22 protein-coding genes and 1 other RNA gene are annotated in these 23,168 nt (G+C 64.4%); 11 read left to right on the top strand and 12 right to left on the bottom strand.

Annotated features, from left to right (window positions below):
- Nucleotides 1-141: 141 nt before the first annotated feature.
- From rnpB to J1C49_RS19475, 7 genes are all read right to left on the bottom strand, one after another.
- Nucleotides 142-546, bottom strand: an RNA gene (gene rnpB, locus J1C49_RS19445) — RNase P RNA component class A.
- 77 nt (nt 547-623) lie between these two features.
- Nucleotides 624-1,334 carry an alpha/beta fold hydrolase gene (locus J1C49_RS19450; RefSeq protein ID WP_227447502.1) on the bottom strand — a complete coding sequence of 237 codons (711 nt, stop codon included), beginning with the start codon at nt 1,332-1,334 and terminating at the stop codon, nt 624-626.
- 367 nt (nt 1,335-1,701) lie between these two features.
- The gene (locus tag J1C49_RS19455) at nt 1,702-2,742 is read right to left on the bottom strand and encodes a transporter substrate-binding domain-containing protein (protein ID WP_227447503.1); all 1,041 of its coding nucleotides are present in this window, start codon (nt 2,740-2,742) and stop codon (nt 1,702-1,704) included.
- A 145-nt stretch (nt 2,743-2,887) separates the two neighbouring features.
- Nucleotides 2,888-4,030: a transporter substrate-binding domain-containing protein gene (locus tag J1C49_RS19460; protein WP_227447504.1), complete on the bottom strand. Its 1,143-nt coding sequence runs from the start codon at nt 4,028-4,030 to the stop codon at nt 2,888-2,890.
- Nucleotides 4,031-4,215: 185 nt separating this feature from the next.
- Entirely contained in the window at nt 4,216-5,175 is a 960-nt protein-coding gene (locus J1C49_RS19465; RefSeq protein ID WP_227447505.1) for an ester cyclase, read from the bottom strand.
- A gap of 289 nt (nt 5,176-5,464) precedes the next feature.
- Nucleotides 5,465-6,076: a hypothetical protein gene (locus J1C49_RS19470; RefSeq protein ID WP_227447529.1), complete on the bottom strand. Its 612-nt coding sequence runs from the start codon at nt 6,074-6,076 to the stop codon at nt 5,465-5,467.
- A gap of 340 nt (nt 6,077-6,416) precedes the next feature.
- Nucleotides 6,417-7,160 (bottom strand): carboxylesterase, encoded by a 744-nt coding sequence (locus tag J1C49_RS19475; protein ID WP_227447506.1) that lies wholly within the window; start codon nt 7,158-7,160, stop codon nt 6,417-6,419.
- A 382-nt stretch (nt 7,161-7,542) separates the two neighbouring features.
- Here J1C49_RS19475 and thrS point away from each other — a divergent pair, with 382 nt between their 5' ends.
- From thrS to J1C49_RS19500, 5 genes are all read left to right on the top strand, one after another.
- Entirely contained in the window at nt 7,543-9,489 is a 1,947-nt protein-coding gene (gene thrS / locus J1C49_RS19480; protein ID WP_227447507.1) for a threonine--tRNA ligase, read from the top strand.
- A gap of 258 nt (nt 9,490-9,747) precedes the next feature.
- Nucleotides 9,748-10,053 carry a DUF2282 domain-containing protein gene (locus J1C49_RS19485; RefSeq protein WP_227447508.1) on the top strand — a complete coding sequence of 102 codons (306 nt, stop codon included), beginning with the start codon at nt 9,748-9,750 and terminating at the stop codon, nt 10,051-10,053.
- Between the two features lie 148 nt (nt 10,054-10,201).
- Nucleotides 10,202-11,062 carry a DUF692 family multinuclear iron-containing protein gene (locus tag J1C49_RS19490; RefSeq protein WP_227447509.1) on the top strand — a complete coding sequence of 287 codons (861 nt, stop codon included), beginning with the start codon at nt 10,202-10,204 and terminating at the stop codon, nt 11,060-11,062.
- Nucleotides 11,059-11,835 (top strand): DNA-binding domain-containing protein, encoded by a 777-nt coding sequence (locus J1C49_RS19495; RefSeq protein ID WP_227447510.1) that lies wholly within the window; start codon nt 11,059-11,061, stop codon nt 11,833-11,835. The genes J1C49_RS19490 and J1C49_RS19495 overlap by 4 nt, the downstream gene beginning before the upstream one ends.
- 180 nt (nt 11,836-12,015) lie before the next feature.
- Nucleotides 12,016-12,594, top strand: a complete 579-nt coding sequence (locus J1C49_RS19500; protein WP_227447511.1) for a DoxX family membrane protein — start codon at nt 12,016-12,018, stop codon at nt 12,592-12,594.
- A gap of 415 nt (nt 12,595-13,009) precedes the next feature.
- Here J1C49_RS19500 and J1C49_RS19505 read toward each other — a convergent pair whose 3' ends face one another.
- Entirely contained in the window at nt 13,010-13,378 is a 369-nt protein-coding gene (locus tag J1C49_RS19505) for a hypothetical protein (protein WP_227447512.1), read from the bottom strand.
- On the bottom strand, nt 13,378-13,695 hold the full coding sequence (locus J1C49_RS19510; RefSeq protein WP_227447513.1) for an ArsC/Spx/MgsR family protein: 318 nt from the start codon (nt 13,693-13,695) through the stop codon (nt 13,378-13,380). The genes J1C49_RS19505 and J1C49_RS19510 overlap by 1 nt, the downstream gene beginning before the upstream one ends.
- Nucleotides 13,696-13,915: 220 nt before the next feature.
- Between J1C49_RS19510 and J1C49_RS19515 the strand changes: the two genes are divergently transcribed.
- Nucleotides 13,916-14,122: a cold-shock protein gene (locus J1C49_RS19515; RefSeq protein WP_227447514.1), complete on the top strand. Its 207-nt coding sequence runs from the start codon at nt 13,916-13,918 to the stop codon at nt 14,120-14,122.
- Nucleotides 14,123-14,343: 221 nt separating this feature from the next.
- Here J1C49_RS19515 and J1C49_RS19520 read toward each other — a convergent pair whose 3' ends face one another.
- Complete coding sequence (locus J1C49_RS19520; RefSeq protein WP_227447515.1) at nt 14,344-15,249, bottom strand: LysR family transcriptional regulator; 906 nt, start codon at nt 15,247-15,249, stop codon at nt 14,344-14,346.
- 148 nt (nt 15,250-15,397) lie between these two features.
- Here J1C49_RS19520 and metF point away from each other — a divergent pair, with 148 nt between their 5' ends.
- Nucleotides 15,398-16,264: a methylenetetrahydrofolate reductase [NAD(P)H] gene (gene metF / locus J1C49_RS19525; RefSeq protein ID WP_227447516.1), complete on the top strand. Its 867-nt coding sequence runs from the start codon at nt 15,398-15,400 to the stop codon at nt 16,262-16,264.
- A gap of 126 nt (nt 16,265-16,390) precedes the next feature.
- Here the strand turns inward: metF and bhcR are convergent, their stop codons facing one another.
- The gene (gene bhcR / locus J1C49_RS19530) at nt 16,391-17,206 is read right to left on the bottom strand and encodes an HTH-type transcriptional regulator BhcR (protein WP_227447517.1); all 816 of its coding nucleotides are present in this window, start codon (nt 17,204-17,206) and stop codon (nt 16,391-16,393) included.
- A 169-nt stretch (nt 17,207-17,375) separates the two neighbouring features.
- On the opposite strand from bhcR, the gene bhcA reads away from it, so the two are divergent.
- The 4 genes from bhcA (at nt 17,376) to bhcD (ending at nt 22,110) form a co-directional block, all read left to right on the top strand.
- A complete protein-coding gene (gene bhcA / locus J1C49_RS19535; protein WP_227447518.1) occupies nt 17,376-18,566 on the top strand; it encodes an L-aspartate--glyoxylate aminotransferase BhcA in 1,191 nt (396 codons plus the stop codon).
- Complete coding sequence (gene bhcB, locus J1C49_RS19540; RefSeq protein ID WP_227447519.1) at nt 18,563-19,534, top strand: beta-hydroxyaspartate dehydratase BhcB; 972 nt, start codon at nt 18,563-18,565, stop codon at nt 19,532-19,534. The genes bhcA and bhcB overlap by 4 nt, the downstream gene beginning before the upstream one ends.
- Before the next feature lie 90 nt (nt 19,535-19,624).
- A complete protein-coding gene (bhcC, locus tag J1C49_RS19545) occupies nt 19,625-20,788 on the top strand; it encodes a 3-hydroxy-D-aspartate aldolase BhcC (RefSeq protein ID WP_227447520.1) in 1,164 nt (387 codons plus the stop codon).
- Between the two features lie 356 nt (nt 20,789-21,144).
- A complete protein-coding gene (gene bhcD, locus J1C49_RS19550; RefSeq protein ID WP_227447530.1) occupies nt 21,145-22,110 on the top strand; it encodes an iminosuccinate reductase BhcD in 966 nt (321 codons plus the stop codon).
- Between the two features lie 79 nt (nt 22,111-22,189).
- Here bhcD and J1C49_RS19555 read toward each other — a convergent pair whose 3' ends face one another.
- Entirely contained in the window at nt 22,190-23,104 is a 915-nt protein-coding gene (locus J1C49_RS19555; protein ID WP_227447521.1) for a 3-keto-5-aminohexanoate cleavage protein, read from the bottom strand.
- Between the last annotated feature and the right edge of the window lie 64 nt (nt 23,105-23,168).

Here is a 23,168-nt window from a genome sequence, read left to right on the forward strand (position 1 = left end):
GCGCGAGGCGGGCCGGGTCCGGCGCTCTGCGCGAGGCGGGCCGGGTCCGGCGCTCTGCGCGAGGCGGGCCGGGTCCGGCGCTCTGCGCGAGGCGGACGGGTCCGGCCCGACGAGCCGCTCCGACTCTTCTCCGAACAAGCAAGGCGTGGAAGGCCTGTAAGCCGGATTCTGTTCACGGCGGGTTCCCCCACCGATCGACGACCATTCATCTTGGCCACCGGTCGCCCGGCGGCTCGTGCTGCCAACCCGGATGCCTGGGGCTGAAGCGGCCCTGCGGCGATATCCCCGAAAGGATCAGCCCGCGCGGCATCCCTATTTGGCATTGCTCCCGGTGGGGCTTGCCATGCCGGCCCTGTTGCCAGGGCCGCGGTGGGCTCTTACCCCACCGTTTCACCTTTCCCTGATCCGAGGACCGGGCAGTTTGTTTTCTGTGGCGCTATCCGTCAGGTTGCCCTGCCCGGGCGTTACCCGGCACCGGCGCTTCAGCGAGTCCGGACTTTCCTCTCCCGGAGGCGCACCCCCGAGAGCGGCCGTCCAGCCTTCCACGCGACCGCGGGCTTAGGCGCTTGCGCAGGCCCCGTCAATCTCCAAGCGAGGCCACATGCGTGACACCGCATCGTCGCTCAGCGCAACACCAATGGCTGCGCCATCCAGTCGCGCAACGCCATCGCCACCGCTTCCGGTGCCTCGAGCGCTGGAAAGTGTCCTGCCTCTTCGATCACCTGCAACTGTGCGCCGGGGATAAGCTCCGCCATGAAGCTGTGGCGCTTGAGCGGCACGATCGGGTCCTGCCCGCCGCACAGAACAAGCGTTGGCACGGCGATCTTGCGCAAGGTCGTCACCTGATCCCGGCGCCGCTGCAAGGCGCGCATCTGTCGAACAAAGACCTCCGGGCCCAACACCGCCGCCATGTCCGCGACCAGCTCGAGAATCTCGTGGCGCGGCGCGTCCACGCCCAGCGCCTCCGGCGGGATCTCCTCGCGCATCACCTCCGCCAACCGCCCGGCACGCACGCGCACAATGAGCGGATCGCGCGCAGCAGCCTCCTGCGGCGTATCGGCAAGCGGCGACGCATGCATCAGGCACAAGCGCGCAACCCGATCCGGCGCGCGGCGCTGCACCTCCATTGCCACAACCGCGCCAATGCCATGCCCCACGAGGGCCGCGCGGCGCGGCAGCACATCGAGCAAGCCCGAGGCGATCTCCTCGATCCGTTCGCCTTCTGTCATCGGCCCCACCATCACCGCAGTGTCGCGGGACAGGTCTGCCAGCTGCGGACCAAAGGCCCGCGCGTCACTCATCATCCCCGGCAGAAAAACCAAAGGTTCGCGCATGTTCCACCCAACTCAATTGCTCCAGGCGCAGCGTCTCGCGCCGCGCCAGGCGTATAAACAAAAGCGCCCCCCGGCAGCGCTCGCCGCGACCCTAACAGACCGCACCGGCATGAAAAGACCTGCCCGTTAAAGGCTTCAGCTATCGGCGATTTCCCGTGCAGCATGCCGATCGAAAGGGCGGGACCGGATAGCGGGCTGACCCCCTTCCCGGCCAAAACGACGCGCGCCCGGAGCGCACGGAGGCACAGGCGAGGCCGTGTCCTATCATGATGCATGCGCCGGATATCGGTGTCCGGCACACCGATCTGTCAGTGTGTCCGGAACCTGAAGGGCACGCCATGTGCCGCGGCTTCCTTTTGCTCCCCGGTCAGCTGCCCTGCATCCGTTCCCAGAACAGATCGAGATGTTTCGAAACGATCTGTCCGTATCGCTCGGACGCCTTGAGCGCAGCCAGACCGGCATTCAACCGATAAAGATGTGCCGTGCCGCGCCAATGCGTCTTGGAGATCACCACATGCAACCCTTCGACGGACAGCGGGCGCTCGAGCGGGCGCACCTTATCGGAAAGGTTCAGCCGGTTCATCGCATCCGCCCCGTCAAACAGGGAGACGCTCACCGCGTCCACCGTTCCAGCCATCAGTGCTTCGAAACAGGCATCGGCGTTGGCCACCCGCTCCAACGTGACAGCACCGCTCGTGAGCCAGCCACGCCCGGCGCGGTCAAGATCGTGGGTGAAATGCCCCTCCGGGCGACACAGCCGTTTTCCGACCACATCCGCATCGCTGTCGAAGGCAAATCCGTCGCCGGTGCGCACGAAAAGCAGCACAAGAACCTCGACTACCGGATCAGAGAAGTGGAACTGGACGCAATGCGGATGATCCGGCGTGCCGGCGCAATCGGGCTTCACCCATGGGAAGCCCATGTCGAGCGTTCCGTCCGACAAGGTGGGAAACAGATGTCGGGACCAATTGTCATCCCAGACGATCTCATAATCGACCGGGTTCGGCGTCGCTTCGAAAGCCGCATTCACAAGCTCGGTGACCATGCCTTCGCCGGGCCAGTCGCGATCCGTGAACGGAGCCTTGCCCGAACCCGTGAGCAGGGCAAGCTCAACATCCGGACGCATAATGGGTTCTGGCTTTGCAACCGCTTCGACACCGGGCGGGCACGGGATCTCCAGCGCGTCACCCGGGTTCACCTGAAACACCTGCGCCTTCAACAGATCCTCATTTGCGTAATACAGCAGCGTCCATTTCTCCGGATCGCCATAGATCGCCTCTGCGATGGTAAAGACCGTTTCACCGTCGCTGACGGCGTGCGTGTAGCCGCAGTTTTGCGCCGCGGCGCGATCAGCGGCAAAGACCGCAAAACCGAGACACATGACACCCAGTTGCGCGAGCGCGCGCACGCGCCTCCGAACCCCTCTTCCCGAGGTCATCGCGCCCCCACGCATGGTGGCCGGTGCAGGCAGGGCGGCGGATCCGCCCTGTGCAACCGGGACCGGCCGGTCGGCTCGGCCGGTCAACCGGGCCGCGTGATGCGCCCGGCCCATCTCAGAGGCCTTCCCAGATACTGGACATGTGCTGATCGAGCACGGTCAGGTATTCGCCGCTTTGGCGGATCCGCGCCAATCCCCTGTCAAAGGCCGCGATCATCTCTTCGGCATTGGGGTTCGACCGGTGCGCAACCGCGTGCAACCCCTCGATGGCCAACGGGCGGCCAAGCTGCAAGGACACCGCGTCCGAAAGACCCATGTCCTTGAGCACCACGCGGCCGGTGAACTCGTTCATCGCCACGGCGTCGACAACGCCGTCGTGCAGACGATTGAAGCAATCCTCCGCCCGTTCGGGCTGTTGCAACCGCGCGCCGGCCCGCGCGAGGTAATCCGCACCCTGACCATAGCGTGCCTGCGTGTCGTGACCCAGCGGCGCGCAGACCCGCAAACCGGCAAGATCGGTGGGGGCCCGATAGGTGATGGGGCGGTCCTTCGCGGTGAACAGCACCACGAGCATTTCGAACATCTGCTCCGAATAGAGGTAGTCCGTGCAAACGGCCGCGGTCGACTGTGCGTCGCAATCGGGTTTGCGCCACGGGAAAGCGAGATCGGCCATGCCTTCGCTCAGCATCGGATCGAGATGCGCGCGCCGATCATTGACCCAGAAAAATTCGTGCTCGGCGATGCCGTCAGAGGCCACCAATGCACGGTTGACGATATCGGTGATCAGGCCGGAACTCATCAGCAGGCGATTGGTGAAGGGGCGAAAATCGTCCGCCGCGAGCAGCCGCACGCGCATACCCTGTGGCGGAGCGGAGAGAATCGACGCCGTGCGCGTCACCGCCTCATCGGCTGGCGCCGGAACGACAGCCGGGGCCGCCGGGCGTGGCGCAGGCGCCACCGCTTCACGCACAACCGGTGTCGGAGCGCCGGTGCCGCCCAGTCCGACGGGCAAACCCTCGATGCATGGCATCCGGTAGGTCTGGCCCACCCGGATCGAATCCGGGCTGGCGATGATCTCCGCATTGGAGCGGTAGATGACCGTCCAGCGCGCCGCGTTCTGATAGAGCCGGTCCGCGATCAACGACAGCGTATCGCCGCGTTTGACCGTGTAATATCCACCGCAATCCTGTTGTGCCTGAACCGATAATGTTCCTGCCATGAGCGCCGCCGCAGCCAGCGCACCCGCGCGTTTCAACATGCCTGATCCCCCTCGATGATCTTTGGCAAAATCATGCCGATCTAGTGGCTGGGGTCAACAAAAACACAACGCATAGTAGCGCGCTCTAGGCAAAACAGCGGGTTGCCCTCTCATTTTGGTGCACGATAGGCGCATCTTTGACAGCCCGTTGCATATTGGCGGGACTTATCCACAGAATCGCGCGCTCAGCCTGTCTTGGCCGCGATCTGCATCCAGATGGCCGACTCGTCAATCAGGCTCCATTCGCGACGCAACCCCCGGGGCCCGAACTCCGCATGGCTCAGCCCCATCACGTGCACCTCCGCCCCCGTGGGCGCACCGAACAAGCCCCACCCGTCATGGCGTCCGGTGAGCGACCAACGCAGCGCGGCGCGCGGCGGCAAAAGTGGCTCCTCGATCCCGATCCGGTGATGCACCGCGAAGTCCGCCGAGGGAAACGAGGCGCGCAGCCCGAGCCAGAACGCCTCTGCCGACTCCGGCCCAAAACCGGGCTCCCCGCCGGCATAATGCAGCGCGCAGGCGCGGTCATACTGTTCCGGGATCGCGGAAAACCCGCCGAGCATGACCCGTTCGAGAAGCTCGGAAAAGGCCATGCACCACTGGTTTGCCGTGCCCGTGCCCGTGTAAGGCCCCTGCACATCGCGTGCCGGGGTGAATGGTTGGGTCTCCGGATCGAGCCGCGCGAGTTGTTCGCCGGCCCAAACGCGCGGATCGACCCCGATCTGGCGCAGGATCGCGCCGGTATCGCGCACCTGCCAGACATCGGAAATCCGCTCGGCCTTGGCATAGCGATCCGCCATCACGCGGAAGCGCACCGGCGCCCCCGACGGCGCCCCGTAGAGCCCGCCGCCTCTATGGCGGGCAAAGCCCATGGCACGCTCCGAGCCCAGCATCCCCACCTGCGCGCCACCGGACCACATGACGTCCTCGATCCGCAGGGACAGGTCCGGAAACGCCGCAATCTGACCCAGCACATCCGCACCGATCCCCGCAGGCCCAAAGCCAAGCCCGCCCGCGTCTCGGAGGATGACCTGCGGGTGGTAATGGGTGGCCAGCGCCGCATCGAGCGCGCGGGCTTCCCATACCGCGCCGTTCACCTTGGCCAGAAATCCGGCAAAATCCGCGCCTCTGCTGTCAAAGGCCATCATGGTCCTGCCGCCCCGGCCCGGCGCTGCGCGATGGCACCTTCGCTGCCCTGCGCGCACCACCCACCGGCGGGCCATGGCCGTGTCGCTCTTACCATCACTCCATCCACCGCATCCCGCTCGCTTGCTTAACCAAGCCCGGTCAAATCCCGCAATTCGTCGTCACTCCCGCCGGTCAAGGCGTTGATCCGTCGACTGCTCCCTGAGCAAAAATGGCTAATATTTCTTTAAACTTCGTAAACACGGATCGTCTCGGCCCTGCAGGATGCGGGGCGCGCACAGGCGGCGCTCAAACCGGAAGGAGCAGACCCCGGAAGGTCGGAAAATCCGCGTAGCGCGCCGCACGGGTGGTCTTGTCCTCTTGCGGACACCCGCCTGCGCGCAACAAGGTCCCCTTGGGCGCGATATAGCTGTCGATGCGCCGCTGCGGGTCTGGCCGCCAGGCGATATTGAAGGCGCAGAGTTTGGGAAAAAACCAGATCTCCGAATAGTCCAGATGGTCATGCATCCACCACGCCAGATCGCGCCAGTCGCGCCCCTGCGCGTAGCGCTCCGCAAACCACGGGATCACCACTGACGCCCCGGCAACCGGCACATCCGGCAAATCCCAGATATGGCATTCCAGCGGGTAATCGTTGCGCGCGCAGTTCAACTTCCGGGCATTGCCGAACGCGTTCAACGTCGCCGAGCGATAGCCCGAGCGCACGAATATCCGCCCGAACGTCTCCTCAAGCGGATCGAGCAAAGCCGTCGCAAAGGCCCGCCCGCGCTCCAGTGCCAGATCCGGGTGATCGGGGATGTTGGGCACCGCGTGGATGTTGCCAATCTCCGAATAGAGGAATTCACGCATCCAGAAATGGCGGCTCAACCGTTCACGCCCCAGCGTTTCCAGCGACCACATGCTGCGCGGTCGGCGCATGGCGGACCCTCCCTTCAGACTATGGTGCCGTGCGTGGCGCCGTTCCGCCGCCCGGCGCGCGCGACCGATCCCGCGTCGGCCATTGCGTCATCGCCCCGCTGCGTCGGTGCACGCCTGCATGGCGGTCCCGGCAAACCAAACAGCAGAGGACGGGGCGTGCCGAGCGGAGCGCGCCCGCCTGGCTGCGTTCAGAGAACCATAGAAGATCTCTCGCGCATTCAAAACCGCCGATCGATCTGCGGTCCCGCCCGCATCGCAGGCCGAACGTGTAAGGCCGCCGCCTAAAGCGCTTGGAAATACTGTGAAAAACCAGCTTTTTTGCCTAGAGATCCGCGATAAGATCCGCGACCGTCTTTTCGAGATGCGCCAGGCATTCGGGCGAGGAAAACCGATGATCTCCGTTCTTGACCAGCGTCAGTGTCAGGTCCGGGCTTTCGATCCGATCGAACAGCGCCAACGCAGTGTCGCGCGTCACGGCCTCATCCTCGGAGCCCTGCATCAGCCGCACGGGCCAGTCCATCGGCAAGCGGTCCCGCAGCACCAGATGCCGCCGCCCATCCTCGATCACCTTGCGTGTGACCACGTAGGGGTCTTCGTGCGGCGATGGCATGATGAGTTGCCCCTCCTCCATCACCTGGCGGCGCTGCGCCTCCGAGAAGCTGGCCCAGAACCCGTCTTCGGTGAAATCCGGTGCCGCGGCGATCCCGACAAAAGCCTTCAGCCGCATGCGCTGCGACAATAGACAGGCGACCCAACCGCCCATGGACGAGCCGACCAGAACCACCGGCGTATCGCAGACCGCACGGATCACGGCCTCCGCGTCATCGGTCCAATCCCCGATACAGCCTTCCTCGAAAACACCGCCAGAGGCGCCATGTCCGGCGTAATCCAGCCGCAAGAACGCACGCCCTTCGCGCCGCGCCCAGGCTTCAAGATGCACAACCTTCGTCCCACCCATGTCAGAGCGGTATCCTGGCAGGAATACGATGCATGGGCCGCGCCCTTCGGTCTTGGCATAAGCCAGACGGTCACCGCGCGGTCCTTCCATATATGAAATTTCGCTCATCGCCCCTGCCTTCAATGTCTCCCCATGCGCAACGCTCCGACCGTCACGGGCGGCACACGGTCAAATGTTTTGCACCTGCATCGTAAACCGCGAACGGGATGTCAATTCAATGCGGGCATTCTGACGCGGACGGTGGCGAATATGACTCGCCCCTGCCCGGCCACCCCCCCCGCTGCCGTCGGTCCGGCCCCGTTTGCACCGTGGGTCTCCGGCAAGAGAGACGCGCGCATCGCTAGGCACGGACTTGACACACGCGCGGACCGGGCGCACAAGGCGCACGGCTCTGCGCGCGTCGCTTGGCCCGTGACGCCATATTTGGCGTCGGACATAACCCGCAACCGGGCGTTCCGTGGGCGCCAAACCGACGAGGAGTTCTGCCGCTATGGCCGATATTTCCCTGACCTTTCCCGATGGCAATGCACGATCCTATCCAGCCGGCGTGACCCCGGCGGAGGTCGCTGCCTCCATTTCCAAATCCCTGTCCAAGAAGGCCATCTCCGCGACCGTGGACGGGGCGCATTGGGACTTGCAATGGCCGATAGAAGCGGATGCCGCGATTGGCATCAACACGCTGGCCGATGATGCCCCCGCTCTGGAACTGATCCGCCACGACCTTGCCCATATCATGGCCCGCGCCGTGCAGGAGATCTGGCCCGATGTGAAAGTCACCATCGGCCCGGTGATCGCAAACGGCTGGTATTACGATTTCGACCGCGAGGAGCCGTTCACGCCCGAGGATCTCGGCGCCATCGAAAAAAAGATGAAAGAGATCATCAACAAGCGCGATCCGGTCCGCACCGAGGTCTGGGACCGCGACGTGGCGGTGCGGTATTACGAAGAGCGCGGCGAACCCTACAAGGTCGAGCTGATCGAGAGCATCCCCGGCGACGAGCCGCTGCGGATGTACTGGCACGGCGACTGGCAGGATCTGTGCCGTGGTCCGCACCTGCAACACACCGGGCAGGTTCCGGCCGACGCCTTCAAGCTGATGAACGTGGCCGGTGCCTACTGGCGCGGGGACAGTGATCGCGCGATGCTTCAGCGGATCTATGGCGTGGCCTTCAAGAACCGCGAGGACCTGCGCGCGCATCTCACGATGCTTGAAGAAGCCGCCAAGCGCGATCACCGCAAGCTGGGCCGCGAGATGGACCTTTTCCATATGCAGGAAGAGGCCCCCGGCCAGATCTTCTGGCATCCCAACGGCTGGACCATCTATACCGGCCTTCAGGATTACATGCGCCGTCAGCAGCGTCGCGGCGGCTATGTGGAGGTCAACACCCCGCAGGTCGTGGACCGCAAGCTGTGGGTCGAGTCCGGGCATTGGGACAAGTATCAGGAGCACATGTTCATCGTCGAAGTGGACGAGGAACACGCCCGCGAGAAATCGGTCAACGCGCTAAAGCCGATGAACTGCCCCTGTCATGTACAGATTTTTAACCAAGGTCTGAAATCTTACCGGGATCTGCCGTTGCGTATGGCCGAATTCGGTTCGTGCAATAGATATGAGCCTTCCGGTGCCCTGCACGGCATCATGCGTGTTCGTGGGTTCACTCAGGACGACGGGCACATCTTTTGCAGAGAGGATCAGATACAAGATGAAACCAAACGCTTTATCGACTTCCTTGCCGGCATCTATCGCGACCTCGGCTTCGCTGAGTTCAAGGTCAAATTCTCGGATCGCCCCGAGACGCGTGCCGGGTCCGATGAAATCTGGGACAAAGCAGAAGCCGCTCTCAAATCGGCCACGCTTGCCGCAGGTTGCGAGTTCGAGCTGAATCCGGGCGAAGGGGCCTTTTACGGCCCCAAGCTGGAATTTGTCCTGACCGACGCGATCGGTCGGGACTGGCAATGCGGCACGCTTCAGGCCGATTTTGTCCTCCCTGAGCGGCTCGACGCGAGCTATATCGGCTCGGACGGGGCAAAACACCGCCCCGTCATGCTGCACCGCGCCACGCTCGGAAGCTTTGAGCGTTTCATCGGCATCCTGATCGAGGAACACGCGGGCAAGCTGCCCTTCTGGCTTGCACCACGGCAGGTTGTGGTGGCCTCGATCACGTCGGAGGCGGACGCCTATGTGCACGAGGTCGTCGCCGCCCTGCGCGATGCAGGGGTCCGCGCGGAGGCCGATATCCGCAACGAAAAGATCAACTACAAGGTCCGCGAGCATTCCGTCGGAAAGGTGCCGGTGATCCTTGCCATCGGCCATCGCGAAGTGGAGGAGCGCACCGTGACCGTGCGCCGGCTCGGCGAGAAGCAAACAAAGGTGACAGATCTGACGGAGATCGTGAGCAGCCTCTCAATCGAGGCTACGCCACCGGATTTGTTGTAACATTCCTGCGCTGGAACCTTCTGGAAAGGCCCCGATATGTTTCGGGGCCTTTTTCGTTGCGCTTGTTTTTATTGGTTTTCTGCACCTGCAAGGGTTCACGGCGGTGCCACGCACGCTGACGGTGCCGTGATGCACGCGCCCGTGAATAGCCTCAAGCGCGCCACGGCGTCAGTGTTGGGAGGCCAAGGCGGTCAACGCCTCGGACAGAACAACCCAGCACGGACCTCGCAAGAGGCCCACCACCCGAAAGGAAATACCATGTCCAAGACACTCACCACCGCAGCCCTCGTCGGCGCCGTTGCCGCTTCTTTCATCGGTCACGCGGATGAAGCCGCTGCCATGGAAAAGGAAAAGTGCTTCGGTGTGAGCCTCGCCGGTGCAAACGACTGCGCCGCCGGTCCCGGCACCACCTGCGCGGGATCCTCGACGGTTGACTACCAGGGCAACGCGTGGACACTGGTTGACGCGGGCACCTGCGCCGAGATCGAACTGCCCGCCATGGCAGACGGCTCCGCACGCATGGGGTCGCTCGAAGCGCTTGAGCGCGACTTGCCGCAAAGCTGATCGCCGCGCGCGGACAAACTCAGCCAAAGGGCGCCACGCCGCGCCCTTTCGCGAACCGACCCGCCGCAGGCGCCAAGGCATCCGCGGCGCATATCCAGGCGAGGGGCTCGCATGTCTGCCCGGCCCCCGCGCAACAAGGATCCGTCCGATGTACGACCTGAGCCCGTCCCTGCCCCCGCTGCCCGGTGTCGGTTACAAGCCGCAGCACTTTGCCGCCCTGATGGACGACCCCGCCCCTGTCGGCTGGCTCGAAATTCACGCGGAAAACTACATGGGCGATGGCGGGCGGCCGCTTGCGCAGCTCAACGCGCTCGCCGAGCGCTTCCCGATCTCGGTGCACGGGGTCGGCTTGTCGATCGGCGGCGCGGAGCCGCTCGATCGCGATCATCTCGCACGGCTCAAGACACTGGTGGACCGGATCAACCCGGCAAGCTTCTCCGAGCATCTGGCGTGGTCCACCCATGACAGCCATTTTCTCAACGATCTTCTGCCCTTGCCCTACACGGCGGCGACGCTTGCCCGCGTGGCAGACCACATCGCGCTCGTGCAAGACACGCTTGGCCGGCAGATGTTGCTCGAAAACCCCTCCTCCTATCTGGCCTTCGCCGAAAGCGACTGGTCCGAAACCGATTTCCTGAAGGAGCTTGCGCGACGCACCGGTTGTGGCCTGTTGCTCGACGTGAACAACGTCTTTGTCTCGGCCACAAACCTTGGCTACGCGCCGCAAGGCTATATCGATGCCTTCCCGCTTGACGCGGTGGGCGAAATCCATCTCGGGGGCCATGACGAGGACGAGGACGACCACGGCCTGCCGCTCCTGATCGACAGCCACGGACGCGCCGTCGCCGATCCGGTCTGGGCTCTGCTCGATATCACGCTCGACCGGACAGGCGCGCGTCCGCTGCTCATTGAATGGGATACGGATGTGCCGGATTGGCCGGTCCTGGCCGAGGAAGCCCGCCGCGCCGAAGCCGCGCTGTCGCGGGTAAGCGCCGGTGTGAAGGCATGACCGAGACCGCTGCTGTCACCGCGGCCACCCGCGCCACCGTGCCGCAAGACGCGTTTCGCGCCGCCTTGCTGGACGCGTCGCACCCGATCCCGTCGGGTCTGCGCGACGCGCAGGACCGGCCCGCCGGACGCCGCTATGCGGTGTATCGCAACAACGTCGCCGTATCTCTGCGAGAGGCGTTGGCGACGGGATTTCCGGCAGTCGCCAAGCTGCTTGGCGAAGAGAATTTCAACCATGTGGCCGGGCTTTACCTGCGTCAAAACCCGCCTGACTCGCCGGTCATGATGTTTTACGGCGCAAGCTTTCCCGGTTTCCTCGAAACCCTGCCAGCGCTGTCCGGCCTTGGGTATCTTGGTGATGTGGCACGGCTGGAGCTCGCCATGCGCGAGGCCTATCACGCGGCCGATGCGCCCGCGCTCGACCCGGCCCGGCTGCAAGGGCTCGAAGAGTCGGCACTGATGGCGGCCCGCTTCGCTCTGGCCCCGGCCACCCGCATTGTGACGAGCCCTTGGCCCGCGCTGTCGGTGTGGCGCTACACGCTGCGCCCCGATCAGCCAAAACCCGCGGCCCGCGCCGAAGACATCCTCGTGACCCGGCCGGAGTTCGATCCGGAGCCGCATCTGCTGCCCGACGGCGGCGCGCGCTTCGTCCTGGCGTTGCAATCCGGCGCGTCCTTCGGCACGGCGATCGATGCGGCGGGTGACGGGTTCGACCTGCCACAGATGCTGGGTCTCTTGCTCAAGACCGGCGCGATCACCGACCTGTCTACCTGAGGCGCAGGCGCGCCGGGTGGCACCGGCCCGCTCAGGCGCCATGATGCCACGACCGGATTGCCTCTGCGCAAATGGGTCATCGAAGACCTGCCCGGCGGGGCGATGCTGCCGCCTGCCCAACCAACAATGGCCCCCGGGGGGCCGTCCCTGCCCATCACCCATCCGGAAGGAGCCTGCCCAGTGTCCCGCCTCATCACCCTCCACAACACCCTTTTTGCCGGCCTGGAGCGTTGGACAGACGGGCTGCTGCCGCTTCTGGCCCGCTTTGTCTTTGCCGCAACGCTTCTGGCCTATTTCTGGGCGTCCGCCGCCACCAAGCTGGGCGATGGTCTGCTCGGGTTCCTGATTCCCTCCACCGGCGCCTATGCGCAGATCTTCCCCAAGGCGATGGAAGCGGTGGTCTATGACACGTCACAGCTCTCGGTGTTCCACTGGGCCGTTGTGGTTGCCGGCACATGGGCGGAGTTCCTCTTGCCCCTGCTGATCGTGATCGGTTTGGCGACCCGGCTTGCCGCCCTAGGAATGATCGGCTTTGTCGTGGTGCAAAGCCTCACCGATCTCTACGGCCATGGTGGGATCGAGCACAGCGAAACGCTGGGGGCGTGGTTCGACCGCATCCCCGACTCGGTGATCCTTGACCAGAGGGCCTTCTGGATGCTGACGCTGGTCACTCTCGTGATCAAGGGCGCGGGTGTGCTCTCGGTCGATCAGCTGTTGGGTTTGCAAACCAGCAAGCTGCGGAGCGCCGAAGCGGTTTGACACCCCCACACGGCTCCAAAGGCTAGTGCTGCCCGGGCAGCGCATCAAAGCGGGTGCCGCCTTCCTGGCGCGCCCACGAACTATGTCGGTGCAACCTGACCCCGTTATGTGTTGGTTGAACCCGATCCCGGCACGGCGAATGATCCGGGTCCCGGCACGGATCGCGTCCCGGTGCTTCGGAGACACGACCCATCCTGGCCGCGACCGAAAGACCAAAACAAATCCGGGTGTCCGGTCCCAAGACTACCGGGTCCCAAGACTACCGGGCGACCCGCCCGCAGACCCCGCCACATCTTTGGAGCCAGCCCCGAGTATTCACTCATGAATGCGCAAGTCGGACGCGCCCTGCGACCCGCACAGAACAACCCGCCTCGTGTTCCGTCGTTGGCGGGCCTGCCGACCAAGACACGGGGGGTTAGAAATGTGCCCGCGGTTCATCGGGTCGTCCTGCCGCCAGGGCGAGGACCCCGCCAAGCCCCGCAAAGGCGATCGGGAACATGGTGAAGACGCCAAAACCGAAGGCCCACCAGAACCCCGCCGCAGAGAGCAGCATGAGCACGCCCCCCCACAGCGCCCGCGAATGGGCCATCGCGCCGCCGGCAATGGCAAGCATCGGCGAAAGGATGGAGACCACGCGCACCAGCTCAGGGTTGTCGAACATGCCGAAGCTCTGCTCGATTTCGGAGAAATGCCGGGCCAGTTCCGTATACCCAAAGCCGAAAAATCCCACGATCATCCCGAATACCCCGGCGATGATGCCCAGCGTCAAAGCCGCGTTGCGCATCAGCTCACCCCGAGCGCCGCGCGCGCCTGGGCATCCCAGCCGAGCACCATCTCATCGCCATTGACGATCAGGGGGCGTTTCATCAACGTCGGATGTTCCGCCAGCAGGCTGAGCGGCGCCGCCGCGCGCGCCGCGTCATCAAGTCCACGCCAGGTGGTTGACCGCGTGTTCAGCAGCTTGTCGCCGAACCGCTCCAGCGCCGCTTCCAGAACCGGCTGCGGCACGCCGTCATCGCGCACGTCGCGAAAATCGGCTTCGGGCAACGCCTTGCGGGCCTTGCGGCAGGTGTCACAGGTTTTCAGTCCATAGAGGATCATGCTCACTCCTTCATCTGTGCGGTTGAAATAAGCACGGCACGACGACTCTGCGAGGGAGTTTTTCTTGATTTTTCTCCCCCCCTCGCAATCCTTGACCCCACTGCATCGGCGGCAAACGCGGCGCTCCACCACGGCACCCGGCGTCCCGGCGCAACGAAGAGGCTCGCGCGTCGCCCCGTGGCGCACGTGTCGGAGAGCGAAGAAGAGGAGCGCGATGCGCATGCCGAATGGCACAGTGAAATGGTTCAACACCACGAAAGGATACGGGTTCATCGAACCCGATGACGGCGGCAAGGACGTGTTTGTGCATATCTCTGCGGTGGAACGCTCCGGTCTGACCGGACTGGCCGACAACCAAAAGGTCAGCTTCGAGCTTCGCGAGGGCCGCGACGGGCGTATGATGGCGTCCGATCTAGCGCTTCTTTAAAGCACCCCAGCGCGGCGCGCGGCGGTTCTGGACGCTGTGCGGCGCGGCTTTCATTGACTACCAAGGCAAGGGGCGCGCAGGCGCCTTGGCGACCCCGTGCGGGCCCTGCCGCATCGGTTGCGCCGGGCGCGCATGATCCGGCCGACGCTCCCTCCCCACCAAAGACAATTGCGTAGAGCGCTGTATCCCGCGCGGGCCGGACCCGTTCTGGCTTTATACCATCAGGCCGATTGCAGCTTGCGGGCCTCCTCGCCCGCGAGCCGGATCAGATCGCCCATATAAGGCTTGTCGAGATCATCGCTGCGGGTGGCCGCATAGAGCCGTCGGGTCAGTCCCTTCCGCGTCAGCGGACGCGTGATGTAATCGGAGCTGTATTTGACCTCCCGCACGACCCAATCCGGCAGGACCGACACGCCGCGATTGGACGCCACGAGCAAAAGGATCACCGCGGTCAGTTCGACTTGACGGATCGCCGCCGGTTCGACCTTGGCCGGTGTCAGCAGCTGGCTGAAAATGTCGAGCCGGGCGCGCTCCACCGGGTAGGTGATCAGCGTCTCGCCGCGGAAATCCTCCGCCTCGATATAGGGCTTTGCCGCGAGCGGATGCGTGCTGGCGGCCACGAAAACCGGCGCATAATCGAAAAGCGGCGTGAAGGTGACACCGGGGAGGTCCTCGGGATCGGAAGAGATCACAACATCCACATCTTCCTTGACCAGCGCAGGCAAGGCATCGAAGGCCAGACCGGGGCGGATATCGACATCCACGTCCCCCCACGACTTGCGGAAGGTTTCGAGCACCGGGAACAGCCATTCGAAACAGGCGTGACACTCGATGGCGATATGCAGCCGTCCCGATTTCCCATCGCGCAGACCGGCGAACTCGGCCTGCAACGCTTCTACCTGCGGCAGGACCTGGTTGGCCAACCGCAACAGCCGCTGACCGGCCGCCGACAGACGCATCGGCTTGGACCGGCGCACAAAGAGTTCCACGCCCGCCTGGTCTTCGAGACCCTTGATCTGATGGCTGAGCGCAGACTGGGTGATGTTGAGCTGTTCTGCGGCCCGCGCGACACCGCCCGCTTCATGGATGGCGCGGATCGTGCGCAAATGTCGAAACTCGATATGCATGCTGACTTCATGTTAATGATGAGAGTTATGAGTTTGTCTCATCAATGCTGCTGTGGCACAAGATCGGAAATGGTTTCACGCGCCCGAGCCCGCCGCCCTCACGCGACCGGTTCGACGGAAGGCGCGCCACAAGAACGAGAGCCCGATCATGCACCAGCCCGAGATTTCCTTTGAGTTCTTCCCGCCGCGCAACATCGAGGCGACCTTCCGGCTCTGGGACACCGTGCAGGTGCTTGCGCCGCTCGACCCGCGCTTTGTCTCCGTGACCTACGGCGCCGGCGGCACGACACGTGACCTCACGCGCGAGGTGGTGGCGACGCTGCACAAGCATTCGGGCCTGCATACGGCTGCGCATCTGACCTGCGTGGACGCCACCCGGGCCGAAACGCTGGCCATTGCCCGTGATTTTGCCGAGGCCGGGGTGCGCGACATCGTTGCGCTGCGGGGCGATCCGCCGAAGGGCTCCACCGGCTTCACGCCGCACCCCGAGGGGTTTGCGAGCTCGGTCGAGCTGATCGAAGCGCTGGCAGGTATCGGAGATTTCACCATCCGCGTCGGAGCCTATCCCGATGTGCATCCGGAAGCCGCCTCCGCACAGGCGGATATCGACTGGCTCAAGGCCAAGCGCGACGTCGGCGCCACCGAGGCGCTGACGCAGTTCTTCTTCGAGGCGGAAACCTTCTTTCGCTTTCGCGATGCCTGCGCCAAGGCCGGCCTTGAGGATTTTGTCACGCCGGGCATCCTGCCGATCGAGAACTGGACCGGCGCCGCGCGCTTTGCCAAGGCCTGTGGAACGCATATTCCGGCTTGGGTGTCGGATGCGTTCGAGAAGGCATTGCGGGATGACCGCGCCGACCTTCTTGCGACCGCGCTTTGCACCGAGCTGTGCTCCGAGTTGCTGGAAGGCGGGGTCGAGCGCTTGCATTTCTACACGCTGAACCGCCCCGAGCTGACCCGCGACGTGTGTTTTGCGTTGGGCGTCACGCCGGCGGTCAAGCTGGAACACGTGGCCTGAGACGGCGTGCCGCTCGCGGGTGACCTCGGAATGATCCAAAGGCCGGGCCGGAGGCCCGACTTATTTTCTGTGAGATGAGTATTTCTGGACAGAAGAAACCGGGAACGACGCCTGGCCGAGGCCCCTTCAAGTGGGTCCGCCGATGCGATGGGTGATATCGCGGGCCGCGGCAATCACATGATTTGCAATGCCGGCAATCGTGGATTGTGACACCCGCGCCGAGGGTCCCGAGACCGAGATTCCGGCGACCGCCTCACCATGCATGTCGAAGATCGGCGCCGCCACGCAACGCATGCCGACGCTCTTTTCCTCGTCATCCACCGCGTAGCCCCGCCGTTTTGCAAGCGCGAGATCGGCCAGCAGGGAATCGGGGTTTGGCAGGGTGTGGCGGGTAAAGCGTTCCTGCCCGTGGGCGTCGAGGATGTCGCGCACCTGCTCCGTCGGCATCTGCGCCAACAGGGCCTTGCCGATCCCCGAGGCGTGCATCGGCGACATGGTGCCCGGCGGAAAGAAGGCGCGGATGGTCTCGTGGGTTTCCACCTGGCTCAGAAAGAGCACCTGCCCGTTGCGCGCCACTGCGAGATTGGCAGTCTCACCAGTGGCGAGCATCAGCGCGCGCAGCGCGGGGCGGGCGTTTTCCACAAGAGCCGTGCGGCGCAGGAACCGGGATCCGATGCGAAACGCGCCCGCACCGATATGCCATGTCTGCTGGTCAGCTTCGAAATCCACGATATCGCGATGCGCAAGCGTGGTCAGCACCCGGTAGACCGTGGCCGGGCTCTGTTCGCAGGCCTGCGCGAGCTCGGTCAGGGTCATGGCGCCTTCGAGAGACAGCGTTTCCAGCACCATCATGGCGCGGTCCAACGCTTTTATGCGGGTTTGCTCGGACGTGTCGACCCATCCGCGCGGGCGGCCACGCTTGCGCGATTCCGTCGATTCCATGCCAAGGCTCCCGATTAACGAAATTCCATTTCACTGAATGAAAAAACTTAAACTCAATAAATGCAACAGTTTTTCGCGATAATCCGTTTATGAAAAAACATTTCGCAAAAATAGACGCCGCCAGAGGCAAGGGGCTATACCTGCTTTCAGACCAGAGGAGGCCCGCCCCATGAGCTTGCAGAACCCCGTTTTCATTCCCGGCCCCACGAACATTCCCGAGGCCATTCGCAAGGCCTGTGACATGCCGACGATCGACCACCGGTCGCCGATGTTTGCACAGATCCTGCATCCGGCCCTCGCCGGGGTGCGTGACGTTATGGGACAGTCCCAGGGCGAGACGTTCATCTTTCCGGCCTCCGGGACCGGCGGTTGGGAGAGCGCGATCGCCAACACGCTCAGCCCCGGAGATACCGTGCTGGCTGCGCGCAACGGCATGTTCAGCCACAAGTGGATCGACATGTGCCAGCGCTTCGGCCTCGAGGTGATCCAGGTCGATGTCGCCTGGGGCCTCGGACTTCCCGTGGACCAGTTCGAAGAGATCCTGCGCGCCGACACGGCTGGCAAGATCAAGGCGGTTCTGGCCACGCATAACGAGACAGCCACCGGCGTCGTCTCCGACATTGCCGGGCTGCGCCGCGCGATGAATGCCGCAAGCCATGACGCGTTGCTTCTGGTGGACGGTGTGAGTTCGATAGGCTCGATGCCCTTCGCCTTTGACGATTGGGCGGTGGACGTGGCCGTGACGGGCTCGCAGAAAGGCTTCATGCTGCCGGCGGGGCTGGCGATTGTCGGCTTTTCGGAAAAGGCGGTTGCGGCATCGAAAACCGCCGGCTTGCCGCGGACGTTCTTCTCGATCGACGACATGCGCAAAGGCTATGCCGCCAATGCCTATCCCTATACCCCGGCCGTCGGGCTGATGAACGGGTTGAAACACGCGACCGAGATGCTGCTGGAGGAAGGCATGGACGCGGTCTATGCCCGCCATGCCCGCATCGCCTCCGGCGTGCGCGCCGCCGTCGGGGCGTGGGGGCTGTCGCTTTGTGCGCAGGCGCCGGAGCTCTACTCCAACACCGTGACTGCGATCCGCACACCCGAAGGCTTCAACGCGTCGCGAATCGTCGAACATGCGGCAACGCAATATGGTATGGCTTTCGGCACCGGGCTTGGCGACGTGGCCGGCAAGGTGTTCCGCATCGGCCATCTCGGCTCGATGACGGACGCGATGGCGCTGTCCGGCATCGCCGTTGCGGAGATGGTGATGACGGATCTCGGGCTGGACATTACCCTCGGCTCGGGTGTCGCCGCAGCTCAGGGGGTTTACCGGCAAGGCGCAACGGCAACACGGATGGCAGCGGAATGAAAGACATGACCTCAACCCTCCCGACCTATGAAGACATGCTGGCCGCCCATGAGCGGATCAGACCCTATATCCACCGCACGCCGGTTCTGACCTCGTCTTACCTCAACGACCTGACCGGGGCGGAGCTGTTTTTCAAATGCGAGAACTTCCAGAAAGCCGGCGCTTTCAAGGTGCGTGGCGCGTCGAACGCGGTCTTTGGCCTGTCCGACGAGATGGCCAGCAAAGGCGTGGCGACCCACAGTTCGGGCAACCATGCGTTGTCGCTCAGCTATGCGGCCGGGCGGCGGGGCATCCCCTGTCACGTAGTGATGCCCAGAACTGCGCCACAAGCCAAGAAGGACGCCGTGCGGGGCTATGGCGGCATCATTACCGAGTGTGAGCCCTCCACCACGTCGCGCGAAGCCGTCTTTGCCGAGGTCGAGGCAGAAACCGGCGCCGAATTCGTGCACCCCTATAACGACCCGCGCGTGATCGCGGGACAAGGGACCTGCTCGAAGGAGTTGATGGAACAGACCGACGGTCTGGATGCGGTGATCGCGCCCATCGGTGGCGGCGGTATGGTGTCGGGCACCTGCCTGACGCTGTCCACCCTGGCCCCGGAGGTCGAAATCTACGCCGCCGAGCCCGAGCAGGCCGATGACGCCTATCGCAGCTTCAAGGCCGGCCACATCATTGCCGATGACGCGCCCAACACGATTGCCGACGGGTTGAAAGTGCCACTCAAAGAAAACACGTGGCACTTTGTGAGCAACCATGTGACCGATATCCTGACCGCCTCGGAAGACGAGATCGTGGCCGCGATGAAACTGACATGGCAACGCATGAAGATCGTGATGGAGGCGTCCTGCGCTCCGCCGCTGGCGACGATCCTGAAGAACCCGGACGTGTTCCGTGGCAAGCGCGTCGGCGTCATCATCACCGGCGGCAATGTCGACCTCGACAAGCTGCCGTGGGTCGTCGGCTACTGAGCCCTCGCCCCGCCCTCCCTGGCGTGTCTCGGCCCGGCCGGCACGCCCTTCGCAATCCATGACCAAATTGCCTCCCGAAGGAGAATAGCCATGAAAGACCTCGGCACCCTCGATCAATACGAAGTGGGCTACGACATTCCCGCCCTGCCCGGAATGGACGAAGCCGATGTGCAGACCCCCTGCCTCGTGTTGGACCTCGATGCGCTGGAGCGCAACATCAAGAAAATGGGCGATTACGCCAAGGCCCACGGCATGCGCCATCGCGTGCATGGCAAGATGCACAAATCCGTGGACGTGGCAAAGCTTCAGGTGGAGCTGGGCGGTGCCTGTGGCGTCTGCTGCCAGAAGGTCTCCGAGGCGGAAGTCTTTGCCCGTGGCGGCATCAAGGACGTGCTGGTGTCCAACCAGGTGCGCGAACCCGCCAAGATCGATCGCCTCGCCCGCATGCCCAAGCTCGGGGCGCGCACGATCTGCTGCGTCGACGAAGTCGCGAATGTGGCTGACCTCTCCGCCGCTGCCCAGAAGCATGGGACCGAAATCGAGTGTCTCGTGGAAATCGACTGTGGCGCGGGCCGCTGTGGTGTCACCACAACTCCCGCAGTGATCGAGATCGCCAAGGCCATTGATGCCGCTCCCGGCCTCAAATTCGCCGGGATCCAGGCCTATCAGGGCGCGATGCAGCACATGGACAGCTATGAGGACCGCAAGGCCAAGGTCGACATCGCCATCGGCATGGTGCGCGACGCGGTCGACGGTCTGAAAGCCGAAGGTCTCGACTGTGACATCGTCGGCGGCGGGGGCACCGGCTCTTACTATTTCGAGAGCAATTCCGGCGTCTATAACGAGCTCCAGTGCGGCTCCTACGCGTTCATGGATGCCGATTACGGCCGCATCCTCGACAAGGACGGCAAGCGCATCGACCAGGGCGAGTGGGAAAACGCGCTCTTCCTGCTCACCTCCGTGATGAGCCACGCCAAGGCCGACAAGGCCATCGTCGATGCCGGCCTGAAGGCCCAGTCCGTGGACAGCGGCCTGCCGTTCATCTTCGGCCGCACGGATGTGGAATACGTCAAATGCTCGGACGAGCATGGCGTTGTGGCGGACCCGGATGGCGTTCTCAAGGTCAATGACAAGCTCAAGCTGGTCCCCGGCCATTGCGACCCGACCTGCAACGTGCATGACTGGTATGTCGGCCTGCGCGGCGGCAAGGTCGAAACGGTTTGGCCGGTCTCGGCCCGCGGCAAAGCCTACTGAGCAGGGAATAAACGGCGCGCGGCCACAATCCCGGCCGCGCGTCCACACCCCGCGCGCGCTCAGACCCCAAAGCACGACGCGCGAGCGCGCACAAAGTCGCGGCCCGGCACGCATCACGACCTCTGACGGCACGCGGCCCCGCACAAGACCCAAGCTGCACGCACAACAATCCGCGCGACCACCGTTTCTTTGGGCCAAAAATATCCCGGGGGTCCGGGGGCAGCGCCCCCGCCCGTCTCCCCAAGCGTGGAACGGTTCAGGGCCCCGGCCGCGACAGACTTCACAAGACCCACAGACCAAGGACTTACGCAATGAACGCCGAAGGGACCACCATGACAGGCACCGCAGCAAACACCGTGACCATCGTGCCCGAAAGCGAAATCGCCGGGCTGATGGACGCCGCCTCCGCGTTTGACGCGGTCGAAGCCACCTTTGCGGCCATGGCCTCGGGGGATGCCTACAACTTCCCTGTCATCCGCGAGGCGATCGGCCATGAAGACGCGCTTTACGGATTCAAATCCGGCTTTGACCGCAAGGCCCTCGCGCTGGGGTTGAAATCCGGCGGCTACTGGCCCGGCAACGAGGCGCGCGGCCTGACCAACCACCAATCCACCGTGATCCTGTTCGACGCCGATACCGGTCGCGTCAAGGCGCTGGTGGGCGGCAATCTTCTGACCGCACTGCGCACCGCTGCCGCCTCCGCCGTGTCGATCAAGCACCTTGCGCGCCCGGACTCGAAAGTGCTCGGCATGATCGGCGCCGGTCACCAATCGGCCTTCCAGATGCGCGCCGCCTGCGCCCAGCGGGATTTCGAAAAGGTCGTCGGCTGGAACTACCATCCCGAGATGCTCTCCCGCCTCGAAGACACCGCCAAGGAGCTCGGCCTGCCCTTCGAGGCGGTCTCGCTCGAAGAGCTCGGCGCGCAGGCGGACGTGATCATCACCATCACCTCCTCGCACGAGGCCCAACTCATGGCCGACTGGGTCCGTCCCGGCACCCATATCGCCTGCATGGGCACCGACACCAAGGGCAAGCAGGAGGTCGACGCGGCGCTCCTGGCGAAAGCGGTCGTGTGTACGGACGAAATCGCGCAATCCACAACCATCGGCGAAGCCCAGCACGCCGTCGCCCAGAACCTGATCACCGCCGCCGACATCACCGAGATCGGGGCCGTGATCAACGGCAGCCATGCCGGGCGCACAAGTGCCGATCAGATCACGCTCTTCGACGGCACCGGCGTCGGGCTTCAGGATCTGGCCGTTGCGGCGAAAGTCGTTGATCTGGCACGGGAAAAGGGTGTGGCCCAGTCGGTTCTTTTCTGAGGCAGCCGCGCAAGTCCGGGGCCGCCGCAGGCGCCGTGACCACATTGCGCTCCGGCTGCCAACGACACACCGCGCGCCATCATCCCGGTGGCGCGCGCTTGACCAGACCAAGACGCGCGCGCACCACCTCGGGCCCCATGACCCGCGCACCCATCCGCTCGACGATCCCCACCGCGCGCTCCACAAGCTGCGCATTGGTGGCCAACACCCCCTTGTCGAGCCAGAGATTGTCCTCCAAGCCAACCCGCACATGGCCGCCCGCAAGCACCGCCGCGGCCACATAGGCCATCTGGTTGCGTCCCAGCGAAAACGCCGAAAACGTCCAGTCGTGCGGCACATTGGCCACCATCGCCATAAAGGTGTGCATGTCATTCGGCGCGCCCCACGGCACCCCCATGCAAAGCTGCACCAGCGCCGGCGCATCGAGCACCCCCTCTTCGACCAACTGCCTGGCAAACCACAGATGCCCGGTGTCAAACGCCTCGATCTCGGGCTTGACGCCAAGCGCCGTCATCCGCGCCCCCATCGCCCGCAACATGCCCGGCGTGTTGGTCATCACGTAATCGGCCTCGGCAAAATTCATCGTGCCGCAATCAAGCGTGCAGATCTCCGGCAGGCACGCCGCCACATGCGCGACGCGCGCCTCCGCCCCGATCATGTCCGTGCTCGCCTCCTGTAACGGCAAGGGCGCCTCCACCGGGCCAAACACCATGTCACCGCCCATCCCCGCCGTGAGGTTCAACACCACATCGACCTCCGCACCGCGGATCCGGTCGGTCACTTCCCGGTAAAGCCCAAGGTCGCGCGAGGGCGCGCCGGTCTCGGGGTCGCGCACATGGCAATGCACAATCGCGGCCCCCGCCTTGGCGGCGTCAATGGCGGATGCGGCAATCTCGGCTGGCGCGCGCGGCACATGCGGGCTGCGATCCTGCGTGCCGCCCGATCCGGTCACGGCACAGGTGATGAACACCTCCTGGGTCATGGTCAAAGGCATGGAAAACGCTTTCTCTTGTGTGGACTGGTGTCAAAAGCCGCGCGCCAAAGCGCCGCCCGTGGAT

It is taken from the genome of Cognatishimia sp. F0-27, assembly GCF_020667845.1.
Taxonomy (GTDB): Bacteria; Pseudomonadota; Alphaproteobacteria; order Rhodobacterales; family Rhodobacteraceae; genus JAFMPQ01.

Bases quoted from the DNA above. Each gene is read 5' to 3' on its own strand.
- J1C49_RS19450 (WP_227447502.1), bottom strand. From the start codon at position 1,334: ATGCGCGAACCTTTGGTTTTTCTGCCGGGGATGATGAGTGACGCGCGG.
- J1C49_RS19460 (WP_227447504.1), bottom strand. From the start codon at position 4,030: ATGTTGAAACGCGCGGGTGCGCTGGCTGCGGCGGCGCTCATGGCAGGA.
- J1C49_RS19465 (WP_227447505.1), bottom strand. From the start codon at position 5,175: ATGGCCTTTGACAGCAGAGGCGCGGATTTTGCCGGATTTCTGGCCAAG.
- J1C49_RS19470 (WP_227447529.1), bottom strand. From the start codon at position 6,076: ATGTGGTCGCTGGAAACGCTGGGGCGTGAACGGTTGAGCCGCCATTTC.
- J1C49_RS19475 (WP_227447506.1), bottom strand. From the start codon at position 7,160: ATGAGCGAAATTTCATATATGGAAGGACCGCGCGGTGACCGTCTGGCT.
- thrS (WP_227447507.1), top strand. From the start codon at position 7,543: ATGGCCGATATTTCCCTGACCTTTCCCGATGGCAATGCACGATCCTAT.
- J1C49_RS19485 (WP_227447508.1), top strand. From the start codon at position 9,748: ATGTCCAAGACACTCACCACCGCAGCCCTCGTCGGCGCCGTTGCCGCT.
- J1C49_RS19490 (WP_227447509.1), top strand. From the start codon at position 10,202: ATGTACGACCTGAGCCCGTCCCTGCCCCCGCTGCCCGGTGTCGGTTAC.
- J1C49_RS19495 (WP_227447510.1), top strand. From the start codon at position 11,059: ATGACCGAGACCGCTGCTGTCACCGCGGCCACCCGCGCCACCGTGCCG.
- J1C49_RS19505 (WP_227447512.1), bottom strand. From the start codon at position 13,378: ATGCGCAACGCGGCTTTGACGCTGGGCATCATCGCCGGGGTATTCGGG.
- J1C49_RS19510 (WP_227447513.1), bottom strand. From the start codon at position 13,695: ATGATCCTCTATGGACTGAAAACCTGTGACACCTGCCGCAAGGCCCGC.
- J1C49_RS19515 (WP_227447514.1), top strand. From the start codon at position 13,916: ATGCCGAATGGCACAGTGAAATGGTTCAACACCACGAAAGGATACGGG.
- J1C49_RS19520 (WP_227447515.1), bottom strand. From the start codon at position 15,249: ATGCATATCGAGTTTCGACATTTGCGCACGATCCGCGCCATCCATGAA.
- metF (WP_227447516.1), top strand. From the start codon at position 15,398: ATGCACCAGCCCGAGATTTCCTTTGAGTTCTTCCCGCCGCGCAACATC.
- bhcR (WP_227447517.1), bottom strand. From the start codon at position 17,206: ATGGAATCGACGGAATCGCGCAAGCGTGGCCGCCCGCGCGGATGGGTC.
- bhcA (WP_227447518.1), top strand. From the start codon at position 17,376: ATGAGCTTGCAGAACCCCGTTTTCATTCCCGGCCCCACGAACATTCCC.
- bhcB (WP_227447519.1), top strand. From the start codon at position 18,563: ATGAAAGACATGACCTCAACCCTCCCGACCTATGAAGACATGCTGGCC.
- bhcC (WP_227447520.1), top strand. From the start codon at position 19,625: ATGAAAGACCTCGGCACCCTCGATCAATACGAAGTGGGCTACGACATT.
- J1C49_RS19555 (WP_227447521.1), bottom strand. From the start codon at position 23,104: ATGCCTTTGACCATGACCCAGGAGGTGTTCATCACCTGTGCCGTGACC.